The following is a 17,489-nucleotide window of genomic DNA, read 5'->3' as shown; positions in this document are numbered from 1 at the left end:
CGTGGTACTCCGCGCGCATGACCCAGATCACGATCCGCCGCCCCGACGACTGGCACCTGCACCTCCGCGATGGCGAGATGCTGGCCGGCATCGCCCCCGAATCCGCCCGCCACTTCGGCCGGGCGATCATCATGCCCAACCTCGTGCCGCCGGTGGTGACCGGAGATGACGCCGCCGCCTACCGCGAGCGCATCCTCAAGGCCCTGCCCGAAGGCAGCGATTTCACCCCGCTGATGACGCTTTACCTCACGGAGACCACCGATCCGGCGGATGTGGCGGCGGCGCATGAGAGCGGGCTGATCACCGCGCTGAAACTCTACCCCGCAGGCGCCACCACCAACTCTGCCTCGGGCGTGCGCGATTTCGACAAGGTCCGCCCGGTGCTCGAGCTGATGGCCGAGCGCGGCATCCCGCTTTGCGTGCACGGCGAAGTGGTGGACAACGACATCGACATCTTTGACCGCGAGGCGGTGTTCATCGACCGCGTGCTCGATCCGATCCGCCGCAGCACGCCCGGTCTGCGCGTGGTCATGGAGCATATCACCACCAAGCAGGGCGTCGATTACGCCCGCGCCGATGGCGACGATCTGGGCGCGACGATCACCACGCACCATCTGGTGATCAACCGCAACCACATCCTCGTTGGTGGCATCAAGCCGCATTACTACTGCCTGCCCGTCGCCAAGCGCGAAGAGCACCGGCTGGCCCTGCGCGACGCCGCGACCTCCGGGGATGCCAGCTTCTTCCTCGGCACCGACAGCGCGCCCCATGCTGATCCGGCCAAGGAAAGCGCCTGTGGCTGCGCGGGTTGCTTCACCGCCACCAATACGCTGTCGATCCTCGCCGAGGTCTTTGAACAGGACGGCGCGCTGGACAAGCTCGAGGCCTTCGCCTCGCGCAATGGCCCGGCCTTCTACCGCCTGCCGGTGAGCGAAGAGGTCGTGACCCTGACCAAGGGCGCGCCCGTCACATACCCCGGCAAGATCGAGACCGGTGCCGGGCCGGTGACCGTCTTTGATCCCGGCATGCCGCTGCACTGGCGGGTCGAGGACTAAGGCCAGCGGGGGCGCTGCCCCCGCACTCACTTCTGGTTTGTCGTGCTGTGCACGACGGGGGGCGCTGCCCCCGCACCCCCGGAGTATTCGGGAAAGATGAAAACGCTGGGTTGAGCGCTCTGCGCCCTTCCCGACCCCGAAATTTCGCGCTAAGGCGGGCGCGGTTTTCAAAGGAGCTGCCCCATGATCCCCTCGTCCTATCCCTCGCAAGAAGAAATGGCCCGGCTGACGGCCCGGATGCTCTGGGAGATTGGCGCGGTGCATTTCATGGGCGACGCGCCCTTCAAGCTGGCCTCGGGACTGCCCTCGCCCGTCTACATCGACTGCCGGACGCCGATCTCGCACCCGCGCATCCGCTCGACGCTGATGGATTTCCTGACCGTCACCGTCATGCGCAACGCCGGCTTCGAGGCCTTCGACAACATCGCCGGCGGCGAGACCGCGGGCATCCCCTTCGCCGCACTGGTGGCCGAGCGCATGGCGCTGCCGATGACCTATGTGCGCAAGAAGCCCAAAGGCTATGGCCGCAACGCCCGCATCGAAGGCAAGATGACCGAGGGCCAGCGCGTGCTGCTGGTCGAGGATCTGACCACCGACGGCGGCTCCAAGCTCAGCTTCGTCGACGCGATCCGCGAGACCGGCGCCACCTGCGCCCATACCGCGGTGATCTTCTACTACGGCATCTTCCCCGAGACCACGAAGACGCTCGGCGATCACGGGGTCGACCTGCACTACCTCTGCACCTGGCACGATGTGCTGGCCGAGGCCAAGGAGCGCGGCGGCTTCGAGCCCGCGACGCTGGCGGCGGTCGAGGCCTTCCTCGAAGACCCGCGCAAATGGCAGGCGGAAAACGGCGCATAAGCGCATTTTCTTCGGGCGAAGGGCCAGCCTCTTCGCCCGGCACATCGCACCAAATGTTGCGAAACCCCGCGATCCTGCTACGATATCTTCACGAGCAGAACCGGGCGCCGGGCCCATTTCCGGTTATCCCGAAATAGTCCACAGAGATTTCCAGATTGGTCCGCGACCCGCGGCGCGCTATGACGCTTGAACCTGCGGGACTCGGGGGAGCCAGCGGGACATCAAAGGGACAAAAAGACGTCGGACCATGGCGACATGGGCCAAGGGGACAGGCATGAACGATCACAGCGTATTCAACGCCACGGGCGTCGAGGTCGAGCAGGCTGACACGATGCCGCATTCGATCGAGGCCGAGCAGCAACTGCTGGGCGCGATCCTGACCAACAACGATGTCTACGACCGGGTCGCGGCCATCCTCGGCCCGCAGCATTTCTACGACCCGGTGCACCGCCGTATCTTCGAGATCGCCGCAGCGCGGATCGCCAAGAACAACCTCGCGTCCCCGGTGACGCTGAAGGCGTTTATGGAAGACGACGAGGGCCTCAAGGAACTGGGCGGTCCGGCCTATCTGGCCCGCCTCGCTGGCGCCGCGGTCTCGAGCTTTGCCGTGCGCGACTACGCGCAGATGATCTACGATCTGGCGGTGCGCCGCGATCTCATCGGATTGGGCCGCGATATCTCGGCCCGCGCCACCAAGGTCGACGTGAAATCCGAGCCGCGCGAACAGATCGTGCAGGCCGAGCAGGCGCTCTACAAGCTGGCCGAACAGGGCCAGACCGAGGGCGGCTTCCAGTCGTTCCTGCGCGCCGTGACCGATGCGGTAAACGTCGCCAACGCCGCCTATCAGCGCGAGGGCGGGCTGGCTGGCGTCTCCACCGGTCTTATCGACATGGACAAAAAACTCGGCGGCCTGCACCCGTCGGACCTTCTGATCCTCGCCGGGCGCCCCTCGATGGGTAAGACCTCGCTGGCCACCAACATCGCCTTCAACATCGCCAAGGCCTACAAGAAGGGCACCCGCCCCGACGGCACCGAAGGCGCGATAGAGGGCGGCGTTGTCGGCTTCTACTCGCTCGAAATGAGCGCCGAGCAGCTGGCCGCGCGTATCCTCTCGGAAGCCGCAGAAGTGCCCTCCGAGCAGATCCGCCGCGGCGACATGACCGAGACCGAGTTCCGCCGCTTCGTCGACGCGGCAAAGAGCCTCGAGGCCTGCCCGCTGTTCATCGACGACACGCCGGCCATCCCGATCGCCCAGCTTGCCGCCCGTGCGCGGCGCCTGAAGCGAACCCATGGTCTCGACGTGCTGATGGTCGACTACCTGCAGCTGGTGCGCGGCACCGCCGAGAACCGCGTCAACGAGATCGCCGAGATTTCGATGGGCCTCAAGGCCATCGCCAAGGAGCTCAACATCCCGGTGATCGCCCTGTCACAGCTCTCGCGTCAGGTGGAAAGCCGCGACGACAAACGCCCGCAGCTGTCGGACCTGCGGGAATCGGGCTCGATCGAACAGGACGCCGACGTGGTGATGTTCGTGTTCCGCGAGGAATATTACGTGGAGCGCGAAAAACCCTCGGACGACCGGCTCGACGAAATGGCCGCCTGGCAGGAACGCATGGAGCGCCTGCACGGCAAGGCCGAGGTGATCATCGGCAAGCAGCGTCACGGCCCGATTGGCACCGTCGAGCTGAGCTTCGAGGGCCGATTCACCCGCTTCGGCAACCTCGTGCGTCCTTGGCAGAACGGCGAAGGCGACAACTTCTAAGGGCCGCCTCTTCCTCTTGGCAAAAATATCCCACGGGGGTGCGGGGGTGTGAAACCCCCGCAGGGCCTTGGCTCGCCACGCCCACTCTCCGGCCCGCCCCGCCTGCCTGCCCCCCGCGCCAGCCCCCCGCCTGCCCGCGCCAGAGGCCCTGCCCCCACAGCAGGACCACCTCGCGCCCGACTTCGGCGCTTTCCCTCTTGACGCCCCCTGCCCGCGCGGCAATCAACGCGCCATGGCACAGGCACAGCTCACCATCGATCTCGATGCGATCCGCGCCAACTGGCGCACCCTCGACGCCCTCTCCGATTGCGAGACCGGCGCCGTGGTCAAGGCAAACTCCTACGGTCTCGGCGCTGATCGCGTCGCGCCGATGCTGGCGCGCGAAGGCGCGCGGCGGTTCTTCGTCGCCACCTGCGAGGAAGGCGCGGACCTGCGCAAGGCACTTGGCCAGGGTCCCGAGATCAACGTCTTCGGCGGCCATATGGCGGGCGATGCGGCGCTCATCCGCGACGCGGCGCTGACCCCGATGATCAACTCCATCGAGCAGATGCTGCGCCACGCCGAAAGCCTTCCCGGCCATCCCTTCGGCGTCCAGCTTGACAGCGGCATGAACCGGCTGGGGCTCGAGGCCGACGAGTGGCTGGCCCTGCGTGACACGGCGATGAAGCAAAAGCCGCGGCTGATCATGTCGCATCTGGCCTGCGCCGACGAGCCGAACCACGGGATGAACGCCCATCAGCTGCGCAACTTCCGTGAAATGACCGAGGGGCTGGACGCGCCGCGCTCGCTGTCGGCCACGGGCGGCATCCTGCTGGGCAAGGATTATCATTTCGACGTCACCCGCCCCGGCATCGGGCTCTATGGCGGCCTGCCCTTCAAAGAGGCGCATCGTGTCGCCGCGCTGCACATCCCGGTGATCCAAACCCGCGAGGTGCAGACCGGCGAGTCGGTGGGCTATGGCAACGCCTTTGTGGCGCGCTCGCCGATGAAGGTCGCGACGATCTCTGCCGGTTACGCCGACGGCCTGATCCGCGCGCTTGCGCCCAAGACCTACCTCTGGGCTGGCGAGACCCGCTGCAAGCTGCTGGGCCGCATCTCTATGGACCTGATCACCGTCGATGTGACCGCCGTCGAGCAGGTGCCGGAAACGCTGGAACTGCTCGGCCCGCATCAGACCGTCGACCATCTGGCGCGCCATATCGACACCATCGGCTACGAGATCCTCACCTCGCTCGGCAACCGCTACGCGCGGGTCTACCGCGGCGGATGAGCCTTGGCGCCGCCATCGCCGCGCCGGTGATCGCTGCGCTCGGCGCGCTTGGGCGCGCGGTGCTGCGCGGCCTGGCCTCTGCCGGGCGGCTGACGCTCTTTGGTCTATCGGCGCTCAGCCATATTCTGCGCCCGCCGTTCTATGGCCGCGAGGTTCTGCAGGCCCTGCTGCACATCGGCTGGCTGTCGCTGCCCGTGGTGGGCATGACGGCGATCTTCACCGGCGGCGCGCTGGCGCTACAGATTTACTCCGGCGGTGCGCGTTTCAACGCCGAGGCGGTGGTGCCGCAGATCGTCGCCATCGGCATGGTGCGCGAACTCGGCCCGGTGCTGGTCGGGCTGATGATCGCCGCCCGCGTGACCTCTTCGATCGCCGCCGAGATCGCCACGATGAAAGTCACCGAGCAGATCGACGCGCTGGTCACGCTCTCCACCGATCCGATGAAATACCTCGTCGCGCCGCGCCTGCTGGCGGCGCTGCTGACCGTGCCGCTGCTGGTCGCGGTGGGCGATGTCATCGGCATCGCCGGCGGCTACGCGGTGGCCACAAGCTCGCTCGGCTTTACCCCGGTGGCCTACCTCAAGAACACGCTCGATTTCCTCGAGCCGCTGGATGTGTTCTCCTCGCTTGCCAAGGGCGCGGCCTTTGGCGGCATCGCCGCGCTGCTGGGGTGCTATTACGGCATGCATTCGGGCCGCGGCGCGCAGGGCGTCGGGCGCGCCACCAAATCCTCGGTCGAAGCGGCGGCAATCCTCATTCTCGCGGCGAACTTTTTGCTCACGGGGGTGTTCTTCTCGGCATGATCAGTCTTCAGAACCTGCACAAGAGCTTTGACGGAACGCCCGTGCTGCGCGGCGTCGACCTCGCTGTGCCCAAGGGAAGCTCGATGGTGATCATCGGCGGCTCGGGCACCGGCAAGTCCGTGCTGCTCAAATGCATCCTCGGCCTCACCACCTCCGACAGCGGGCGCATCGAGGTGGACGGGCAGGATGTCACCCAAGGAACTCGCGGTGCCCGCGACGCGCTGATGCCGCGCTTCGGGATGCTGTTTCAGGGCGCCGCGCTCTTCGACTCGCTGCCGGTCTGGCAGAACGTCGCCTTCCGCCTGCTCCGCGGCCCGCAGCGCCGCCCGCGCCGTGAGGCGCGCGAGATCGCCATCGCCAAGCTCGCCCGGGTCGGCCTCGGCCCCGAAGTCGCCGACCGCCTGCCCGCCGAACTGTCGGGCGGCATGCAAAAGCGCGTCGGCCTCGCGCGCGCCATCGCCGCCGACCCCGAGATCATCTTTTTCGACGAGCCGACCACCGGTCTCGACCCGATCATGGCCGGGGTGATCAACGCGTTGATCCGCGAGATCGTCACCGAGATGGGCGCCACCGCGCTGACCATCACCCATGACATGAGCTCGGTGCGCGCCATCGCCGATCAGGTCGCCATGCTGCATGCGGGCACGATCCACTGGAGCGGGCCGGTCGGCGAGATGGACGGTGCCACAGACCCTTACCTGCAGCAATTCATCCATGGCCGCGCCGACGGCCCCATTGAGGCCGTGCGATGAGCCTTTTCGAACCCACGCCGCTGCTGCTCTCTTTCATCCTGCTGAAGAGCTTTGGCTATCCTGCGGTTCTGGCGCTTCTGTCGCTGCTGCGCGCGCTGGTGGCCCGCGGCCCGGCGCAGCTTGCGGCCCTGCCCTCGCTGCTGATGGCTGCGCTGGTGCTTTACGCCGGTCTCGCGCCGGCGCTGCAACTCACGCAAAATCCGCTCTACCCGCCGCTGTCGCACGCGCTGGCCCTCAGTCAGGGGCTGCCCGCCCTGCTGATCGCCTCGGCCCCGCTCGCGCTCAGCGCCTTTCTCGGCGGCCGCCGCTGGCGCTGGATCGATGCTTTGCACCTGCTGCTGGTCCTCGCCCTCCTTGGCCTCTGGCTCGCCACCCATTACATCTGAGCCGCGCCTCCTCGCCTTCTTCTCTTTCCAAATACGCCGGGGGTGAATGCGGCGCAGCCGCAGAGGGGGCAGCGCCCCCCCTGTCTTCCCTGTCTTCCCGTAGCCCTCGGTTGCCCATGCTGAAATACGCCAATCTCGCGCTCTTCGTGCTTTACCCCATCGCTTGGACCGCGCCGCTGATGCGCGCCGGGCTGCTGCCGCTCTTCAGCCTGTCGGAAATCAGCGTGCTGTCTGGCATCGCGGTGCTCCGGCGCAGCGACATCTTTCTTGCGCTGGTGGTGGTGGTCTTTGCGCTGGTCGCGCCGATGCTGAAACTGGGCGGCCTCGCGCTAATCCAATTCGGCCACCTGCCCCGAAAGCATCTGCCGCTGATCAACGCTTTGGGCAAGCTGGCGATGGCCGACATCTTTCTGGTGGCGGTCTATGTGACGCTGATCAAGGGCATGGGCGTGGGACGGATCGAGACCGGCTGGGGCCTCTATCTCTTCACATTCTGTGTCCTCGCGTCGCTGCTGGTCGGGCTCTGCGAGAGCCGCAAAAGGCTCCTCGAAGCGCCTTCACACGCCGCCGAGTGAGAAAATCTGAAAATTTTTCGCATTCAATCCGAGAAAAAAACTCAGGCTAAATTTCTTCGCAAGAACTGCATGAAACATGCCTTTTAGAGGCCTGAACAGCAAAGTTTTTTGGGAACAATTGCAATTCTGCCACTTGGATTGTTCGCCCTGAACCCCGACATCTCATTAAAGTTAACTTTTTTCTCTCCTTTCGGTACACTCGACCTATTCTAATCACAAACGGTTCATTCTTTGGCTTTTTCTTGGGAGTCCCCGCATGGTGTCCCAACTTCGCGACGCAGGTCTTGCCCTGCACTACATCCTGCAAAGGCTGGCATTCATCACTGTAGGTGTTGTCGGTCTTGCTCTACTCATCTGGACAGGTGCCGCTCTGGCCGGGCTCGCGCCCTGGCTTGAGATCGATCTCAGTCTCGGCGGTCAACCGGTTGAGAACGCGGGGCTCTGGGTCCAATGCACTCTTGCTGGTATTGCCCTCGTCCTGATGTCCTTTTTGCCCAACGCGGCGCATGTGATGGCGCTGGAGCGTTCGCACCGATCGTTTCAGATCGGCATGCGCGATATCGCCCGCGCCTATACGATGTCGCATCGCGCCGACCGCGAGGGGGCGTTCAAGCTTCAATCCGAATTCGATTCGGTGCGGGAGCGCATCGCCTATCTGCGCGATCACCCCGATCTGGCTGAGCTCGAGCCTTCCGTGCTCGAAGTGGCGGCGCAGATGAGCCATGTCTCGCGCGATCTTGCCCGCACCTATTCCGACCGTAACGTCGAGCGCGCGAAGGACTTTCTCATCGCGCGGCAGCAGGAGGTCGAGGATTTCAACCAGCGCATCGAGAAGGCCAAGGCCGCTGCCGTCGAGATTCGGCGCTGGCACGACCGGTTGGAGATGGACGAGTCGATCGCGCAGGCGCAGCTGGCGCGGCTGGTGGACGAGCTTGAGGACATCCTGCCTGAGATCCTGCCTGAAGCGACCGTCAGCCTTGACGGCCCTGCGCCCGAAGAGATCGAGGCGCCGCAGCCCGATCGCGTCGTGACCCTGCCGCGCGCAGCGGAATGATCTGTGGCGGTGGGGGCGATGCCCCCGCCGGACCATGACCCCTCACTTCAAAGTCGCGAATAAAAACGGGGGCGCTGCCCCCTCTGCGGCTGCGCCGCATTCACCCCCGGCCTATTTTCAAAGAGAAGAAGATCTTGGCCCCACATGCCAGCGCTTGCGCAGGGCGCGGCAAGCGGGCAGAAACCGCGCATGGCCAAAGCATCCCCGAATTTCGTCTGTCAGTCCTGCGGCAACATCACCTCGAAATGGTCGGGGCGGTGCGATGCCTGCGGAGAATGGAACACCATCACCGAAGAGGTGCCGCTGTCGCAGGGCCCCTCGGGCAAGGCGCTTGGCGCAACGCGGGGCCGCAAGGTGGCCCTCTCGGATCTCGCCACCACCGAGGCCGCGCCGCCGCGCACCGCCTCAAAGATCGACGAGCTTGACCGGGTGCTGGGCGGCGGGCTGGTGCCGGGCTCGGCCATTCTGGTGGGCGGCGATCCGGGCATCGGCAAATCCACCCTGCTGCTGCAAGCGGCCGCGGCCTTCTCGCGCGCCGGGCAAAAAGTGATCTACGCCTCGGGCGAAGAGGCGCGCGCGCAGGTGCGTATGCGCGCCCAGCGTCTGGGGCTCGCCGAAGCGCCGGTGCAATTGGCTGCCGAGACCAACCTGCGCGACATTCTCACCACGCTGGAGGCGGAAAAGCCCGGGCTGGTGATCGTCGACTCGATCCAGACCATGTGGGTGGACAATGTCGCATCGGCGCCCGGTTCGGTGGCGCAGGTGCGCGCCGCCGCCCATGAGCTGACCACCTTCGCCAAGCGCCACGGCACCTCGGTGATCATGGTCGGCCATGTCACCAAGGACGGGCAGATCGCCGGGCCGCGGGTGGTCGAGCATATGGTCGACACGGTGCTCTATTTCGAAGGCGAGCGTGGCCACCAGTTCCGCATCCTGCGCTCGGTGAAGAACCGTTTCGGCCCGGCGGATGAGATCGGCGTCTTCGAGATGACCGGCGGCGGGCTTGCCGAGGTGCTCAACCCCTCGGCGCTGTTCCTTTCGGAGCGCGGCACCCCGGCCCCCGGCTCGGTGGTGTTTTCCGGCATCGAAGGCACCCGCCCGGTGCTGGTGGAGTTTCAGGCACTGGTCGCCCCCACCCCGCAATCGCAGCCGCGGCGCTCGGTGGTCGGCTGGGACGGCGGGCGGCTGGCGATGATCCTAGCGGTGCTCGAAGCGCGCTGCGGCATCCCCTTTGCCGGGCTCGACGTTTATCTCAACGTCGCGGGCGGCATGAAGATCAACGAGCCGGCGGCGGATCTCGCCGTTGCGGCCGCGCTGCTTTCCGCCCGCGAGGATATTGCGGTGCCCCCGGAAACCGTTGTTTTCGGGGAAATCAGCCTCTCTGGCGCGCTGCGCCCGGTCGGCCAGACCGAAAACAGGTTGAAAGAGGCGCAAAAACTTGGTTTTTCCAACGCGATCCTGCCAAAAGGCGGAAAGGCCACGGGCAAGAGCGGCATGTCGCTCAGTCAGATGCCCGATCTGGTCACGCTGGTGGGAGAGGTGTTCGGCGCCGGATAAGGCGCGGCACCGATCAGATATTACAAGACGAGGGGCGCGAGGCGCATGGACGGATTCACTATCATCGACGGGGTGGTCGCGCTCGTCATCGTGCTGTCGGCACTGCTCGCCTACTCGCGCGGGCTGGTGCGTGAGGCACTGGCGATCCTCGGCTGGATCGTCGCGGCGATCCTTGCCTTCATCTTCGCACCGCAGGTGCAGCCGCTGGTCAAGGAAATCCCGGTTCTGGGCGATTTCCTCGCAGACAGCTGCGAGCTTTCGATCATCGCGGCCTTTGCGGCGGTCTTTGCGCTGGCGCTGGTGATCGTCTCGCTCTTCACCCCGGTGTTCTCGAGCCTCGTGCAGCGCTCGGCGCTCGGCGGGCTGGATCAGGGGCTCGGCTTTCTCTTCGGCGTGGCGCGCGGCGTGCTGCTCGTGGCGATCGCCTTCTTCGTCTACGACACGGTGATCACCTCGCAGGACATCCCGATGGTCGACGACTCGCGCTCGGCAGCGGTCTTCTCGCAGTTCACCGACCGTATCGAAGAGCAGAACCCCGAGGCGGCGCTTGGTTGGATCACCCTGCAGTATGAGCAGCTGGTGGGCATCTGCGAAGCACCGGCAGGCAGCGACGCCTGAGCCGCGGGCCCTTCGCGGGGCAGCGCTGGGATCAGGCCTACACGACCACATGACGAACATGGCCGCGCTTTCGGGCGTGGCTTTTTCTTGCGCGGCGGCCTGCCCCGACACCCGCCCTGACGCCTGCTTGACGGCGTGCGTGGCGAAAGGGGCACGCTTGACGCTACGATCACGCAGTCGCGCACAAGTGTTAGCGCAGCCCTTGCCTTGCCGCGGCGCGGCGTGCATATGCGAAGCTTCCGTGACACAGGCCCTTCATGCCAGTATGAGGGGGCTGTCCCCAGCCTAATTGGATTCGGAGCTGCCCTTGTCCGATCGCCAGATGCCCCCCGCTCATCCCTTTGATTTCGACGCCGTCGATGCCGACAAGCTGCACGAAGAGTGCGGCGTGTTCGGGGTCAACGGGGTCACCGACGCGGCGAACTTCGTCGCCCTCGGCCTGCACGCGCTGCAGCACCGGGGACAGGAAGCCGGCGGGATCGTCTCTTACGCCCCCGAACACGGGTTCAACTCGGCCCGCCGCTTCGGCTACGTGCGTGACAACTTCACCCGTGCCTCGCTGATGGAAACGCTGCCCGGTCAGCTTGCCATCGGCCACGTCCGTTACTCGACCGCCGGCTCGAAAGGCGCAGCGATCCGCGACGTTCAGCCGTTCTTTGGTGAGTTCTCGATGGGCGGTGCCGCCATCGCCCACAACGGCAACATCACCAATGCCGACGCGCTGCGCCGCGAGTTGATCGAGCGCGGCTCGATCTTCCAAAGCTCGTCGGACAGCGAATGCATCATCCACCTGATGGCGCGCTCGCTGCAACGCGACATCCCGGCCCGGATGGAAGACGCGCTGCGCCGCGTCGAGGGTGCCTTCTCGGTGGTCGCCATGACCCGCACCAAGCTGATCGGTGTGCGCGACCCGCTGGGCGTGCGCCCGCTGGTGCTCGGCAAGGTCGGCGACGATGGCTATGTGCTCAGCTCCGAGACCTGCGCGCTCGACATCATCGGCGCCGAGTACGTGCGTGAGATCGAACCCGGCGAGATGGTCGTGATCTCGGGTGGCAAGGTCGAAAGCCGCCGTCCGTTCCGCCCGCAGCCCTCGAAGTTCTGCATCTTCGAGCATGTGTATTTCTCGCGCCCCGACTCGATCATCGGTGGCCGCTCGGTCTATGAGACCCGCCGCCAGATCGGTGTGGAGCTTGCCCGCGAAGCGCCGGTCGAGGCGGACCTCGTCTGCCCGGTGCCCGACAGCGGCACCCCGGCGGCGATCGGCTTTGCCCATGAGAGCGGCATCCCCTACGGCATGGGGATCATCCGCAACCAGTACATGGGCCGGACCTTCATCGAACCGACCGAGCAGATCCGCAACATGGGCGTGCGCCTGAAGCTCAACGTCAACCGCGCGCTCATTCAGGGCAAGCGGGTGATCCTTGTCGACGACTCGGTGGTGCGCGGCACCACCTCGCGCAAGATCAAGGAGATGATCCTTGATGCGGGCGCCGCCGAGGTGCACTTCCGCATCGCCTCGCCGCCCACCGCGTGGCCCTGCTTCTATGGCGTGGACACGCCGCAGCGCGAAAAGCTGCTGGCCGCCACCATGTCGGAAGAAGAGATGCGCGAGCATCTGGGCGTCGACAGCCTCAAGTTCATCTCGCTCGATGGTCTTTACCGCGCCGTCGGTGCCAGCGAGGAAGGCCGCAACAACAAGTGCCCGCAGTATTGCGACGCTTGCTTCTCGGGCGAATACCCGGTCGAGCCCGCGGACATGATCGAGAAGGGCTTCAAGCTCAAGACCGCGGCGGAATGACGCGCCGGCTGCGCGCCCTTTCGCCGGGGCGCCAGCCGTTTTCCGCATATGACGCGACGTGACAAGCACCCCACGGGGACGTGACCACACGTCCCCCTTTTTATGCCCGCCGAGCTTCTTTAATTGGCTGCATCCCCCGCAGTTCAAAGAGGAGAGAAGGCCATGGCAAATTCCACCCCAGCCAATGTCGCGTCCAACGCGACGACCAAGGCGCCGCTGCCACGTGGCCTTGCCCTTCTCGGCGTGCGCAGCGCCGGACGTGCGCCCCGTGCCTTGGTGCGCCTCGCCAGCGGGCGGGTGGTGATCGTAGGTGTCGGCTCGCGCATTGGTCGCCAGAAAGTGGTCGCCATCGACGCGGACCGCATCGCCCTCTCCAGCGGCGGTGCCGCGCAGTGGCTCGAGATCCCCTGACCGCCATGGGCTTGCGGCGGCTTGCGGGCAACCGCATGACCTCGCGCGGCAATTGACATTCCCGCGCCGCGCGGAGAAAGAACGGGCATGAGTGAACAGATCGCCCTTGTCACCGGTGCCTCGCGCGGGCTGGGTTTTGCCCTCGCCGAAGCCCTTGCACCCGCCTACCACGTGGTCGCTGTCGGTCGTACGATCGGCGGGCTCGAAGATCTTGATGACCGGATCAAGGCCCGCGGCGGCGCTGCCACGCTGGCGCCGATGGACATCACCAAGACCGACGCCATGGCGCAGCTGTGTCGCTCGATCTGGGACCGCTGGGGCGGCGCGGCGCTTTGGCTGCACACCGCCGTTCACGCGGCGCCGCTGACCCCGGCCAGCCATCTCGACGCCAAGGATCTGGAAAAATCCATCGCCACCAACCTCACGGCGACCGGCGTGCTGATCCCCTTCGTGGCGCCGCTGCTGGGCGAGGCGGGACGCGCGGTGTTCTTCGCAGACGACCACGCGGGCGAGAAGTTCTACGGCTCTTACGGCACCACCAAAGGCGCGCAGATTGCGCTGGCCCGCAGCTGGCAGGCGGAAAGCGCCAAGATCGGCCCGAAGGTGGATATCGTGCAGCCACTGCCGATGAACACCACCACCCGCATGCGCTTCCACCCCGGCGAGGACAAGGACGCGCTAGCCTCTCCCTATGCCGAAGCGGCGCGGCTGCTGTCGGAACTGGGCATTCTTTAAGCCGCCAAAGCTGAGACCAGTGGCCTAAGCGGGCGCTTCCACAGCGCCGCTCGGCCCTGCGCCCATTGCCTTGCCAAGAGGCGCGCGTCGCTACTTCTGAGACACACCTGAGACCGGATCGCATCAGCGCCGCTTTGCGGCTGCGCTGCGCCTTGCCCCGCCGCAGGCCATTCCCTATGCAAGTCCCATAACAGGGACCCAATCCATGCGCATTCTCATCACCAATGACGACGGCATCAACGCTCCGGGCCTCGCCGTTCTGCAAGCTATCGCCGAAGAGGTTGCCGGGCCCGAGGGCGAGGTCTGGACCGTCGCCCCGGCCTTCGAGCAGTCGGGCGTCGCCCATTGCATCAGCTACACCCATCCGATGATGATCGCGCAGATGGGTCCGCGCAGCTGGGCCGCCGAGGGCAGCCCTGCCGACTGCGTGCTTGCCGGTCTGCATGACGTGATGAAGGACTGCCCGCCCGATCTGGTGCTTTCGGGGGTCAACCGCGGCAACAACTCGGCAGAGAACGCGCTCTATTCCGGCACTCTGGGTGGCGCCATGGAAGGCGCACTGCAGGGGCTGCCGTCGATCGCCCTGTCGCAATACCTCGGGCCGCGGACCCGCGAGCTGGAAAATCCCTTCGAAGGCGCAGCCACCCATGGCGCCGAGGTGGTCCGCCGCATCCTTGCCTCGGGCACCAAATCCGATGGCGACTACCGGCTGTTCTGGAACGTCAACTTCCCGCCCTGCCCCGCCGGTGAAGTGCTGGGCACCCGCGTCGTGCCGCAGGGCCGCCGGGCTGGCACCAATTACGCGGTAGAGCCGCATATGTCGCCTTCGGGGCGGCGCTTCCTGTGGATACGGGGCGGCGACCAGCGCCAGCCCGCACCCGCGGGCACCGATGCAGCCGCCAACCTCGAAAGCTATATCTCGGTCACGCCCATGCGCGCCGACCTCACCGCCCATGACGCACTTGCGGGGCTGGAGGCTGCCTTCGCATGAGTTTCGACGCAGAAGCCAAGATGCAGCTCCTCTTTGCCCTGCGCTCGCGCGGGGTCACCGACAGCCTCGTGCTCGAGGCGATGGAAAAGATCGACCGCGGGCTCTTCGTGAAGGGCTATTTCACCGACCGCGCCTATGAGGACATGCCGCTGCCCATTCCTTGCGGGCAGACCATCTCGCAGCCCTCGGTCGTCGGACTGATGACCCAGGCGCTGAACGTGTCGAACCGCGACAAGGTGCTCGAAGTGGGGACCGGCTCTGGCTATCAGGCCGCGATCCTCAGCCAGCTGGCCCGGCGCGTCTATACCGTGGACCGCCATCGCAGGTTGGTGGTCGAGGCGCGCAAGGTCTTTGACGCGCTCGATCTGTCGAACATCACCGCCTTCACCGCCGACGGCAGCTTTGGCCTGCAGGACCAAGCGCCCTTTGATCGCATTCTGGTGACCGCCGCCGCCGAGGACCCTCCCGGCCCGCTCTTGGCCCAGCTGCGGATTGGCGGTATCATGGTCTTGCCCGTGGGGCAGTCCGACACCGTGCAACACCTCATCCGGGTGACGCGCACGGAACAGGGCTTTGACTATGACGAGCTGCGCCCCGTGCGCTTCGTGCCGCTGGTGGAAGGTCTGGCCAGAGAGAGCTGACCGCCACCCCAAGCAGATTTACGAGACGCCCCGGGACAAGGGGCGCAGTTGAGGATCGAGACAGATGGACGACAGCCTCCGCAATTCCGCCGCCCGCATCGCCGGGCCGCTGGCCGCAGCCGCCCTGCTGGCGGCCTGCTCGGGTCCGCTCGACTATGACATGCGCGGCCGCATGGGTGGCACGGTGGACACCTCGCAGGCGGCGCTCGCCGCCAGCACCGCCGACCGCCCCGCGCCCGACGCCCGCGGCGTGATCTCCTACCCCAACTATCAGGTGGCCGTGGCCCGCCGCGGCGACAGTGTCGCCGCCATCGCCAGCCGCGTCGGCCTGCCCGCGGGCGAGCTTGCGCGCTACAACGGCATGCAGGCGGACGACGTGCTGCGCGACGGTGAGGTGCTCGCCCTGCCGCGCCGCGTGGCCGAGCCCACCGGCGGCAACGTCGATATCGCCACTCTGGCCGGAAACGCCATCGACAGCGCCCCCACCACGACGCCGTCGCGCGCCGCCACCGTCACCTCCTCGACGCTGGCCCCCGCGCCCACCGGCAGCACCGCAGCCACCGGCACCGAGCCGATCCGCCACAAGGTGCAGCGCGGCGAGACCGCCTATACCATCGCCCGTCTCTACGGCGTGACGCCGAAGTCGCTGGGCGAATGGAACGGGCTCGACGCCAATTTCACTCTGCGCGAAGGCCAGTACCTGCTGATCCCCGTGGTCGAGGAACAGGGCACCCGCGCCGAGCGCGTGACCGTCTCGCCGGGGAGCGGCTCGCCGACGCCGCAGCCGCCCTCTGCCAGCCAGCCGCTGCCGCAGGACGAGCCGTCGCGCGCGGTGCAGACCGCCAGCGCCGCAAGCACCCCCGCCAAGCCGGTCGCCGACATCGGGCAAGCCGCCGCAACCAATTCCAACGCGGTGATGGCGATGCCGGTGAACGGCTCGATCGTGCGCGAGTATTCGAAGGGCAAGAACGAGGGGATCGACATCTCGGCCCCCGCAGGCAGCGCGGTGAAGGCCGCGGCCAGCGGCACCGTCGCGGCGATCACCCGCAACACCGAGAACGTTCAGATCGTGGTCATTCGTCACGCCGACGAGCTGCTGTCGATCTACACCCATCTCGACGGGCTGCAGGTCAAGAAAGGCGATGCGGTGAGCCGTGGCCAGACCATCGGCTCGGTCCGCGCCGCCGATCCGGCCTTCCTGCACTTCGAGGTTCGCAAGGGGTTCGACAGCGTCGATCCGATGACCTACCTGCGCTGATCCCAGCCCCACCCAAAGCAAAAGGCCCGGCAATCGCCGGGCCTTTTTCGGTGTCGCCTTGGGCGCGTGGCCTGTTCAGGTCAGCGTTACGGAAACCTCGCCCAGCCCCTCGATACGGCCCGACACCTCGGTCCCGGCGGGGAAATAGGGCAGCCCGCAGAGCGAGCCGGTGATCACCACCTGCCCCGGCTGCAGGCCGCCGCAGTGATCGCCCAGCACCTCGCAGAGCAGCCCGAGGTTGGCCAGCGCCGAGCCTCCGGGCACCGTCGCCTCGCCGTCCAGCAGGCGCGTCTCGCCCGCATCGCACCACGCCGCCACGGTGCCAAAATCGCTGCCGTCCCAATCTGCGACCCGCGGACCGAGCACCATGCCCGCGTTGATCTGCATATCCGCCAACTTCAGCGCCGGATCGGAGGCCGCGTCGCCCTCAAGGCGGGTGTCCACCAGTTCGATCACCACGCGCGGCGCGAAATACTCTTGCACCGGCTCGGGCAGGCCTACGGCGGGCAGCGGCTTGAGAAGCTCGAAGCCCACTTCCAGCTCGATGCCCAGCTGATCACGGGTCTTCGCCACCCCGCCGCTGGCCACCACATCGGCTGCCGCGATAGGTGCCACGGTAGGCGCAAGCGCGCCCTTCCCAGCCCCGACTTTGAACCCCGCGACCGCGCCGCGCGCTTCGGAGACGGCCTGCTGCACGGCAAGACATTCGGCGCGGTCACGCGGCAGCGCCATGCCGGTCTCGGGCACGAACCGCTGCCCGGAGGCGTGAGATTGCTGCAGTGCGGCGGCAAAGGCGGTGATCTGGGGGGCTTCGGACAAGGCAGGCGCTCCTGTGGGCATGGGTCTGTGTCATGCGGCCCTGCTGCTGCGGTCCGCTTGAGGCTGGCTTAGACCATTCCCAAAGGGCAGCCAAGCGCCGGCGAATCTTTGCCAGTACGGCCATGACACTTGCGGGAACCCGC

The 17,489-nt window shown here is 66.6% G+C and carries 18 protein-coding genes; 17 read left to right on the top strand and 1 reads right to left on the bottom strand.

All coding sequences use genetic code 11. The features are described from left to right. Positions 1 to 17 precede the first annotated feature (17 nt). The 17 genes from pyrC (at position 18) to AYJ57_RS11915 (ending at position 16,527) form a co-directional block, all read left to right on the top strand. Positions 18 to 1,055, top strand: a complete 1,038-nt coding sequence (gene pyrC, locus AYJ57_RS11995; RefSeq protein WP_066105467.1) for a dihydroorotase — start codon at positions 18 to 20, stop codon at positions 1,053 to 1,055. A 183-nt stretch (positions 1,056 to 1,238) separates the two neighbouring features. Next, positions 1,239 to 1,916, top strand: a complete 678-nt coding sequence (locus tag AYJ57_RS11990; protein ID WP_066105464.1) for an orotate phosphoribosyltransferase — start codon at positions 1,239 to 1,241, stop codon at positions 1,914 to 1,916. A gap of 274 nt (positions 1,917 to 2,190) precedes the next feature. Beyond that, positions 2,191 to 3,678 carry a replicative DNA helicase gene (locus AYJ57_RS11985; protein ID WP_066107040.1) on the top strand — a complete coding sequence of 496 codons (1,488 nt, stop codon included), beginning with the start codon at positions 2,191 to 2,193 and terminating at the stop codon, positions 3,676 to 3,678. Positions 3,679 to 3,910: 232 nt separating this feature from the next. After that, on the top strand, positions 3,911 to 4,948 hold the full coding sequence (alr, locus tag AYJ57_RS11980; RefSeq protein ID WP_066105461.1) for an alanine racemase: 1,038 nt from the start codon (positions 3,911 to 3,913) through the stop codon (positions 4,946 to 4,948). Further along, the gene (locus AYJ57_RS11975; RefSeq protein ID WP_066105458.1) at positions 4,945 to 5,751 is read left to right on the top strand and encodes an MlaE family ABC transporter permease; all 807 of its coding nucleotides are present in this window, start codon (positions 4,945 to 4,947) and stop codon (positions 5,749 to 5,751) included. Before alr ends, AYJ57_RS11975 begins: the two co-directional genes overlap by 4 nt. After that, complete coding sequence (locus AYJ57_RS11970) at positions 5,748 to 6,503, top strand: ABC transporter ATP-binding protein (protein ID WP_066105455.1); 756 nt, start codon at positions 5,748 to 5,750, stop codon at positions 6,501 to 6,503. The genes AYJ57_RS11975 and AYJ57_RS11970 overlap by 4 nt, the downstream gene beginning before the upstream one ends. Beyond that, on the top strand, positions 6,500 to 6,889 hold the full coding sequence (locus AYJ57_RS11965; protein ID WP_066105452.1) for a hypothetical protein: 390 nt from the start codon (positions 6,500 to 6,502) through the stop codon (positions 6,887 to 6,889). Before AYJ57_RS11970 ends, AYJ57_RS11965 begins: the two co-directional genes overlap by 4 nt. A 116-nt stretch (positions 6,890 to 7,005) precedes the next feature. Next, positions 7,006 to 7,464: a paraquat-inducible protein A gene (locus AYJ57_RS11960; RefSeq protein ID WP_066105449.1), complete on the top strand. Its 459-nt coding sequence runs from the start codon at positions 7,006 to 7,008 to the stop codon at positions 7,462 to 7,464. Between the two features lie 256 nt (positions 7,465 to 7,720). Further along, entirely contained in the window at positions 7,721 to 8,518 is a 798-nt protein-coding gene (locus tag AYJ57_RS11955; protein WP_066105446.1) for a DNA repair protein, read from the top strand. 189 nt (positions 8,519 to 8,707) lie between these two features. Beyond that, a complete protein-coding gene (radA, locus tag AYJ57_RS11950; RefSeq protein ID WP_066107038.1) occupies positions 8,708 to 10,075 on the top strand; it encodes a DNA repair protein RadA in 1,368 nt (455 codons plus the stop codon). Between the two features lie 45 nt (positions 10,076 to 10,120). Further along, the gene (locus tag AYJ57_RS11945) at positions 10,121 to 10,693 is read left to right on the top strand and encodes a CvpA family protein (protein WP_066105444.1); all 573 of its coding nucleotides are present in this window, start codon (positions 10,121 to 10,123) and stop codon (positions 10,691 to 10,693) included. A gap of 322 nt (positions 10,694 to 11,015) precedes the next feature. Beyond that, positions 11,016 to 12,491: an amidophosphoribosyltransferase gene (purF, locus tag AYJ57_RS11940; protein WP_066107035.1), complete on the top strand. Its 1,476-nt coding sequence runs from the start codon at positions 11,016 to 11,018 to the stop codon at positions 12,489 to 12,491. 162 nt (positions 12,492 to 12,653) lie between these two features. After that, positions 12,654 to 12,902, top strand: coding sequence for a hypothetical protein (locus AYJ57_RS11935; protein ID WP_066105441.1), 249 nt, complete (start codon positions 12,654 to 12,656; stop codon positions 12,900 to 12,902). Positions 12,903 to 12,989: 87 nt separating this feature from the next. Next, a complete protein-coding gene (locus tag AYJ57_RS11930; protein WP_066105438.1) occupies positions 12,990 to 13,637 on the top strand; it encodes an SDR family NAD(P)-dependent oxidoreductase in 648 nt (215 codons plus the stop codon). A 205-nt stretch (positions 13,638 to 13,842) separates the two neighbouring features. Beyond that, a complete protein-coding gene (gene surE, locus AYJ57_RS11925) occupies positions 13,843 to 14,628 on the top strand; it encodes a 5'/3'-nucleotidase SurE (RefSeq protein ID WP_066105435.1) in 786 nt (261 codons plus the stop codon). Then, on the top strand, positions 14,625 to 15,269 hold the full coding sequence (locus AYJ57_RS11920) for a protein-L-isoaspartate(D-aspartate) O-methyltransferase (protein WP_066105432.1): 645 nt from the start codon (positions 14,625 to 14,627) through the stop codon (positions 15,267 to 15,269). Before surE ends, AYJ57_RS11920 begins: the two co-directional genes overlap by 4 nt. A gap of 64 nt (positions 15,270 to 15,333) precedes the next feature. After that, a complete protein-coding gene (locus AYJ57_RS11915) occupies positions 15,334 to 16,527 on the top strand; it encodes a LysM peptidoglycan-binding domain-containing M23 family metallopeptidase (RefSeq protein ID WP_066105430.1) in 1,194 nt (397 codons plus the stop codon). 75 nt (positions 16,528 to 16,602) lie between these two features. Here AYJ57_RS11915 and AYJ57_RS11910 read toward each other — a convergent pair whose 3' ends face one another. Beyond that, positions 16,603 to 17,346: a hydratase gene (locus tag AYJ57_RS11910; protein ID WP_237220147.1), complete on the bottom strand. Its 744-nt coding sequence runs from the start codon at positions 17,344 to 17,346 to the stop codon at positions 16,603 to 16,605. Between the last annotated feature and the right edge of the window lie 143 nt (positions 17,347 to 17,489).

The sequence above is a fragment of the Salipiger sp. CCB-MM3 genome (assembly GCF_001687105.1).
Classification (GTDB): Bacteria; Pseudomonadota; Alphaproteobacteria; order Rhodobacterales; family Rhodobacteraceae; genus Salipiger.
The sequence above is the reverse complement of the archived record's forward strand: the minus strand, read 5'-3'. Positions and strand labels throughout refer to the sequence as shown.

Excerpts from the sequence above, each read along its gene's own strand:
- AYJ57_RS11975 (WP_066105458.1), top strand. The coding sequence starts at position 4,945 with ATGAGCCTTGGCGCCGCCATCGCCGCGCCGGTGATCGCTGCGCTCGGC.
- pyrC (WP_066105467.1), top strand. The coding sequence starts at position 18 with ATGACCCAGATCACGATCCGCCGCCCCGACGACTGGCACCTGCACCTC.
- AYJ57_RS11965 (WP_066105452.1), top strand. The coding sequence starts at position 6,500 with ATGAGCCTTTTCGAACCCACGCCGCTGCTGCTCTCTTTCATCCTGCTG.
- AYJ57_RS11930 (WP_066105438.1), top strand. The coding sequence starts at position 12,990 with ATGAGTGAACAGATCGCCCTTGTCACCGGTGCCTCGCGCGGGCTGGGT.
- AYJ57_RS11945 (WP_066105444.1), top strand. The coding sequence starts at position 10,121 with ATGGACGGATTCACTATCATCGACGGGGTGGTCGCGCTCGTCATCGTG.
- AYJ57_RS11970 (WP_066105455.1), top strand. The coding sequence starts at position 5,748 with ATGATCAGTCTTCAGAACCTGCACAAGAGCTTTGACGGAACGCCCGTG.
- AYJ57_RS11985 (WP_066107040.1), top strand. The coding sequence starts at position 2,191 with ATGAACGATCACAGCGTATTCAACGCCACGGGCGTCGAGGTCGAGCAG.
- surE (WP_066105435.1), top strand. The coding sequence starts at position 13,843 with ATGCGCATTCTCATCACCAATGACGACGGCATCAACGCTCCGGGCCTC.
- AYJ57_RS11960 (WP_066105449.1), top strand. The coding sequence starts at position 7,006 with ATGCTGAAATACGCCAATCTCGCGCTCTTCGTGCTTTACCCCATCGCT.
- AYJ57_RS11915 (WP_066105430.1), top strand. The coding sequence starts at position 15,334 with ATGGACGACAGCCTCCGCAATTCCGCCGCCCGCATCGCCGGGCCGCTG.
- AYJ57_RS11955 (WP_066105446.1), top strand. The coding sequence starts at position 7,721 with ATGGTGTCCCAACTTCGCGACGCAGGTCTTGCCCTGCACTACATCCTG.
- purF (WP_066107035.1), top strand. The coding sequence starts at position 11,016 with ATGCCCCCCGCTCATCCCTTTGATTTCGACGCCGTCGATGCCGACAAG.
- AYJ57_RS11920 (WP_066105432.1), top strand. The coding sequence starts at position 14,625 with ATGAGTTTCGACGCAGAAGCCAAGATGCAGCTCCTCTTTGCCCTGCGC.
- AYJ57_RS11935 (WP_066105441.1), top strand. The coding sequence starts at position 12,654 with ATGGCAAATTCCACCCCAGCCAATGTCGCGTCCAACGCGACGACCAAG.
- alr (WP_066105461.1), top strand. The coding sequence starts at position 3,911 with ATGGCACAGGCACAGCTCACCATCGATCTCGATGCGATCCGCGCCAAC.
- AYJ57_RS11990 (WP_066105464.1), top strand. The coding sequence starts at position 1,239 with ATGATCCCCTCGTCCTATCCCTCGCAAGAAGAAATGGCCCGGCTGACG.
- radA (WP_066107038.1), top strand. The coding sequence starts at position 8,708 with ATGGCCAAAGCATCCCCGAATTTCGTCTGTCAGTCCTGCGGCAACATC.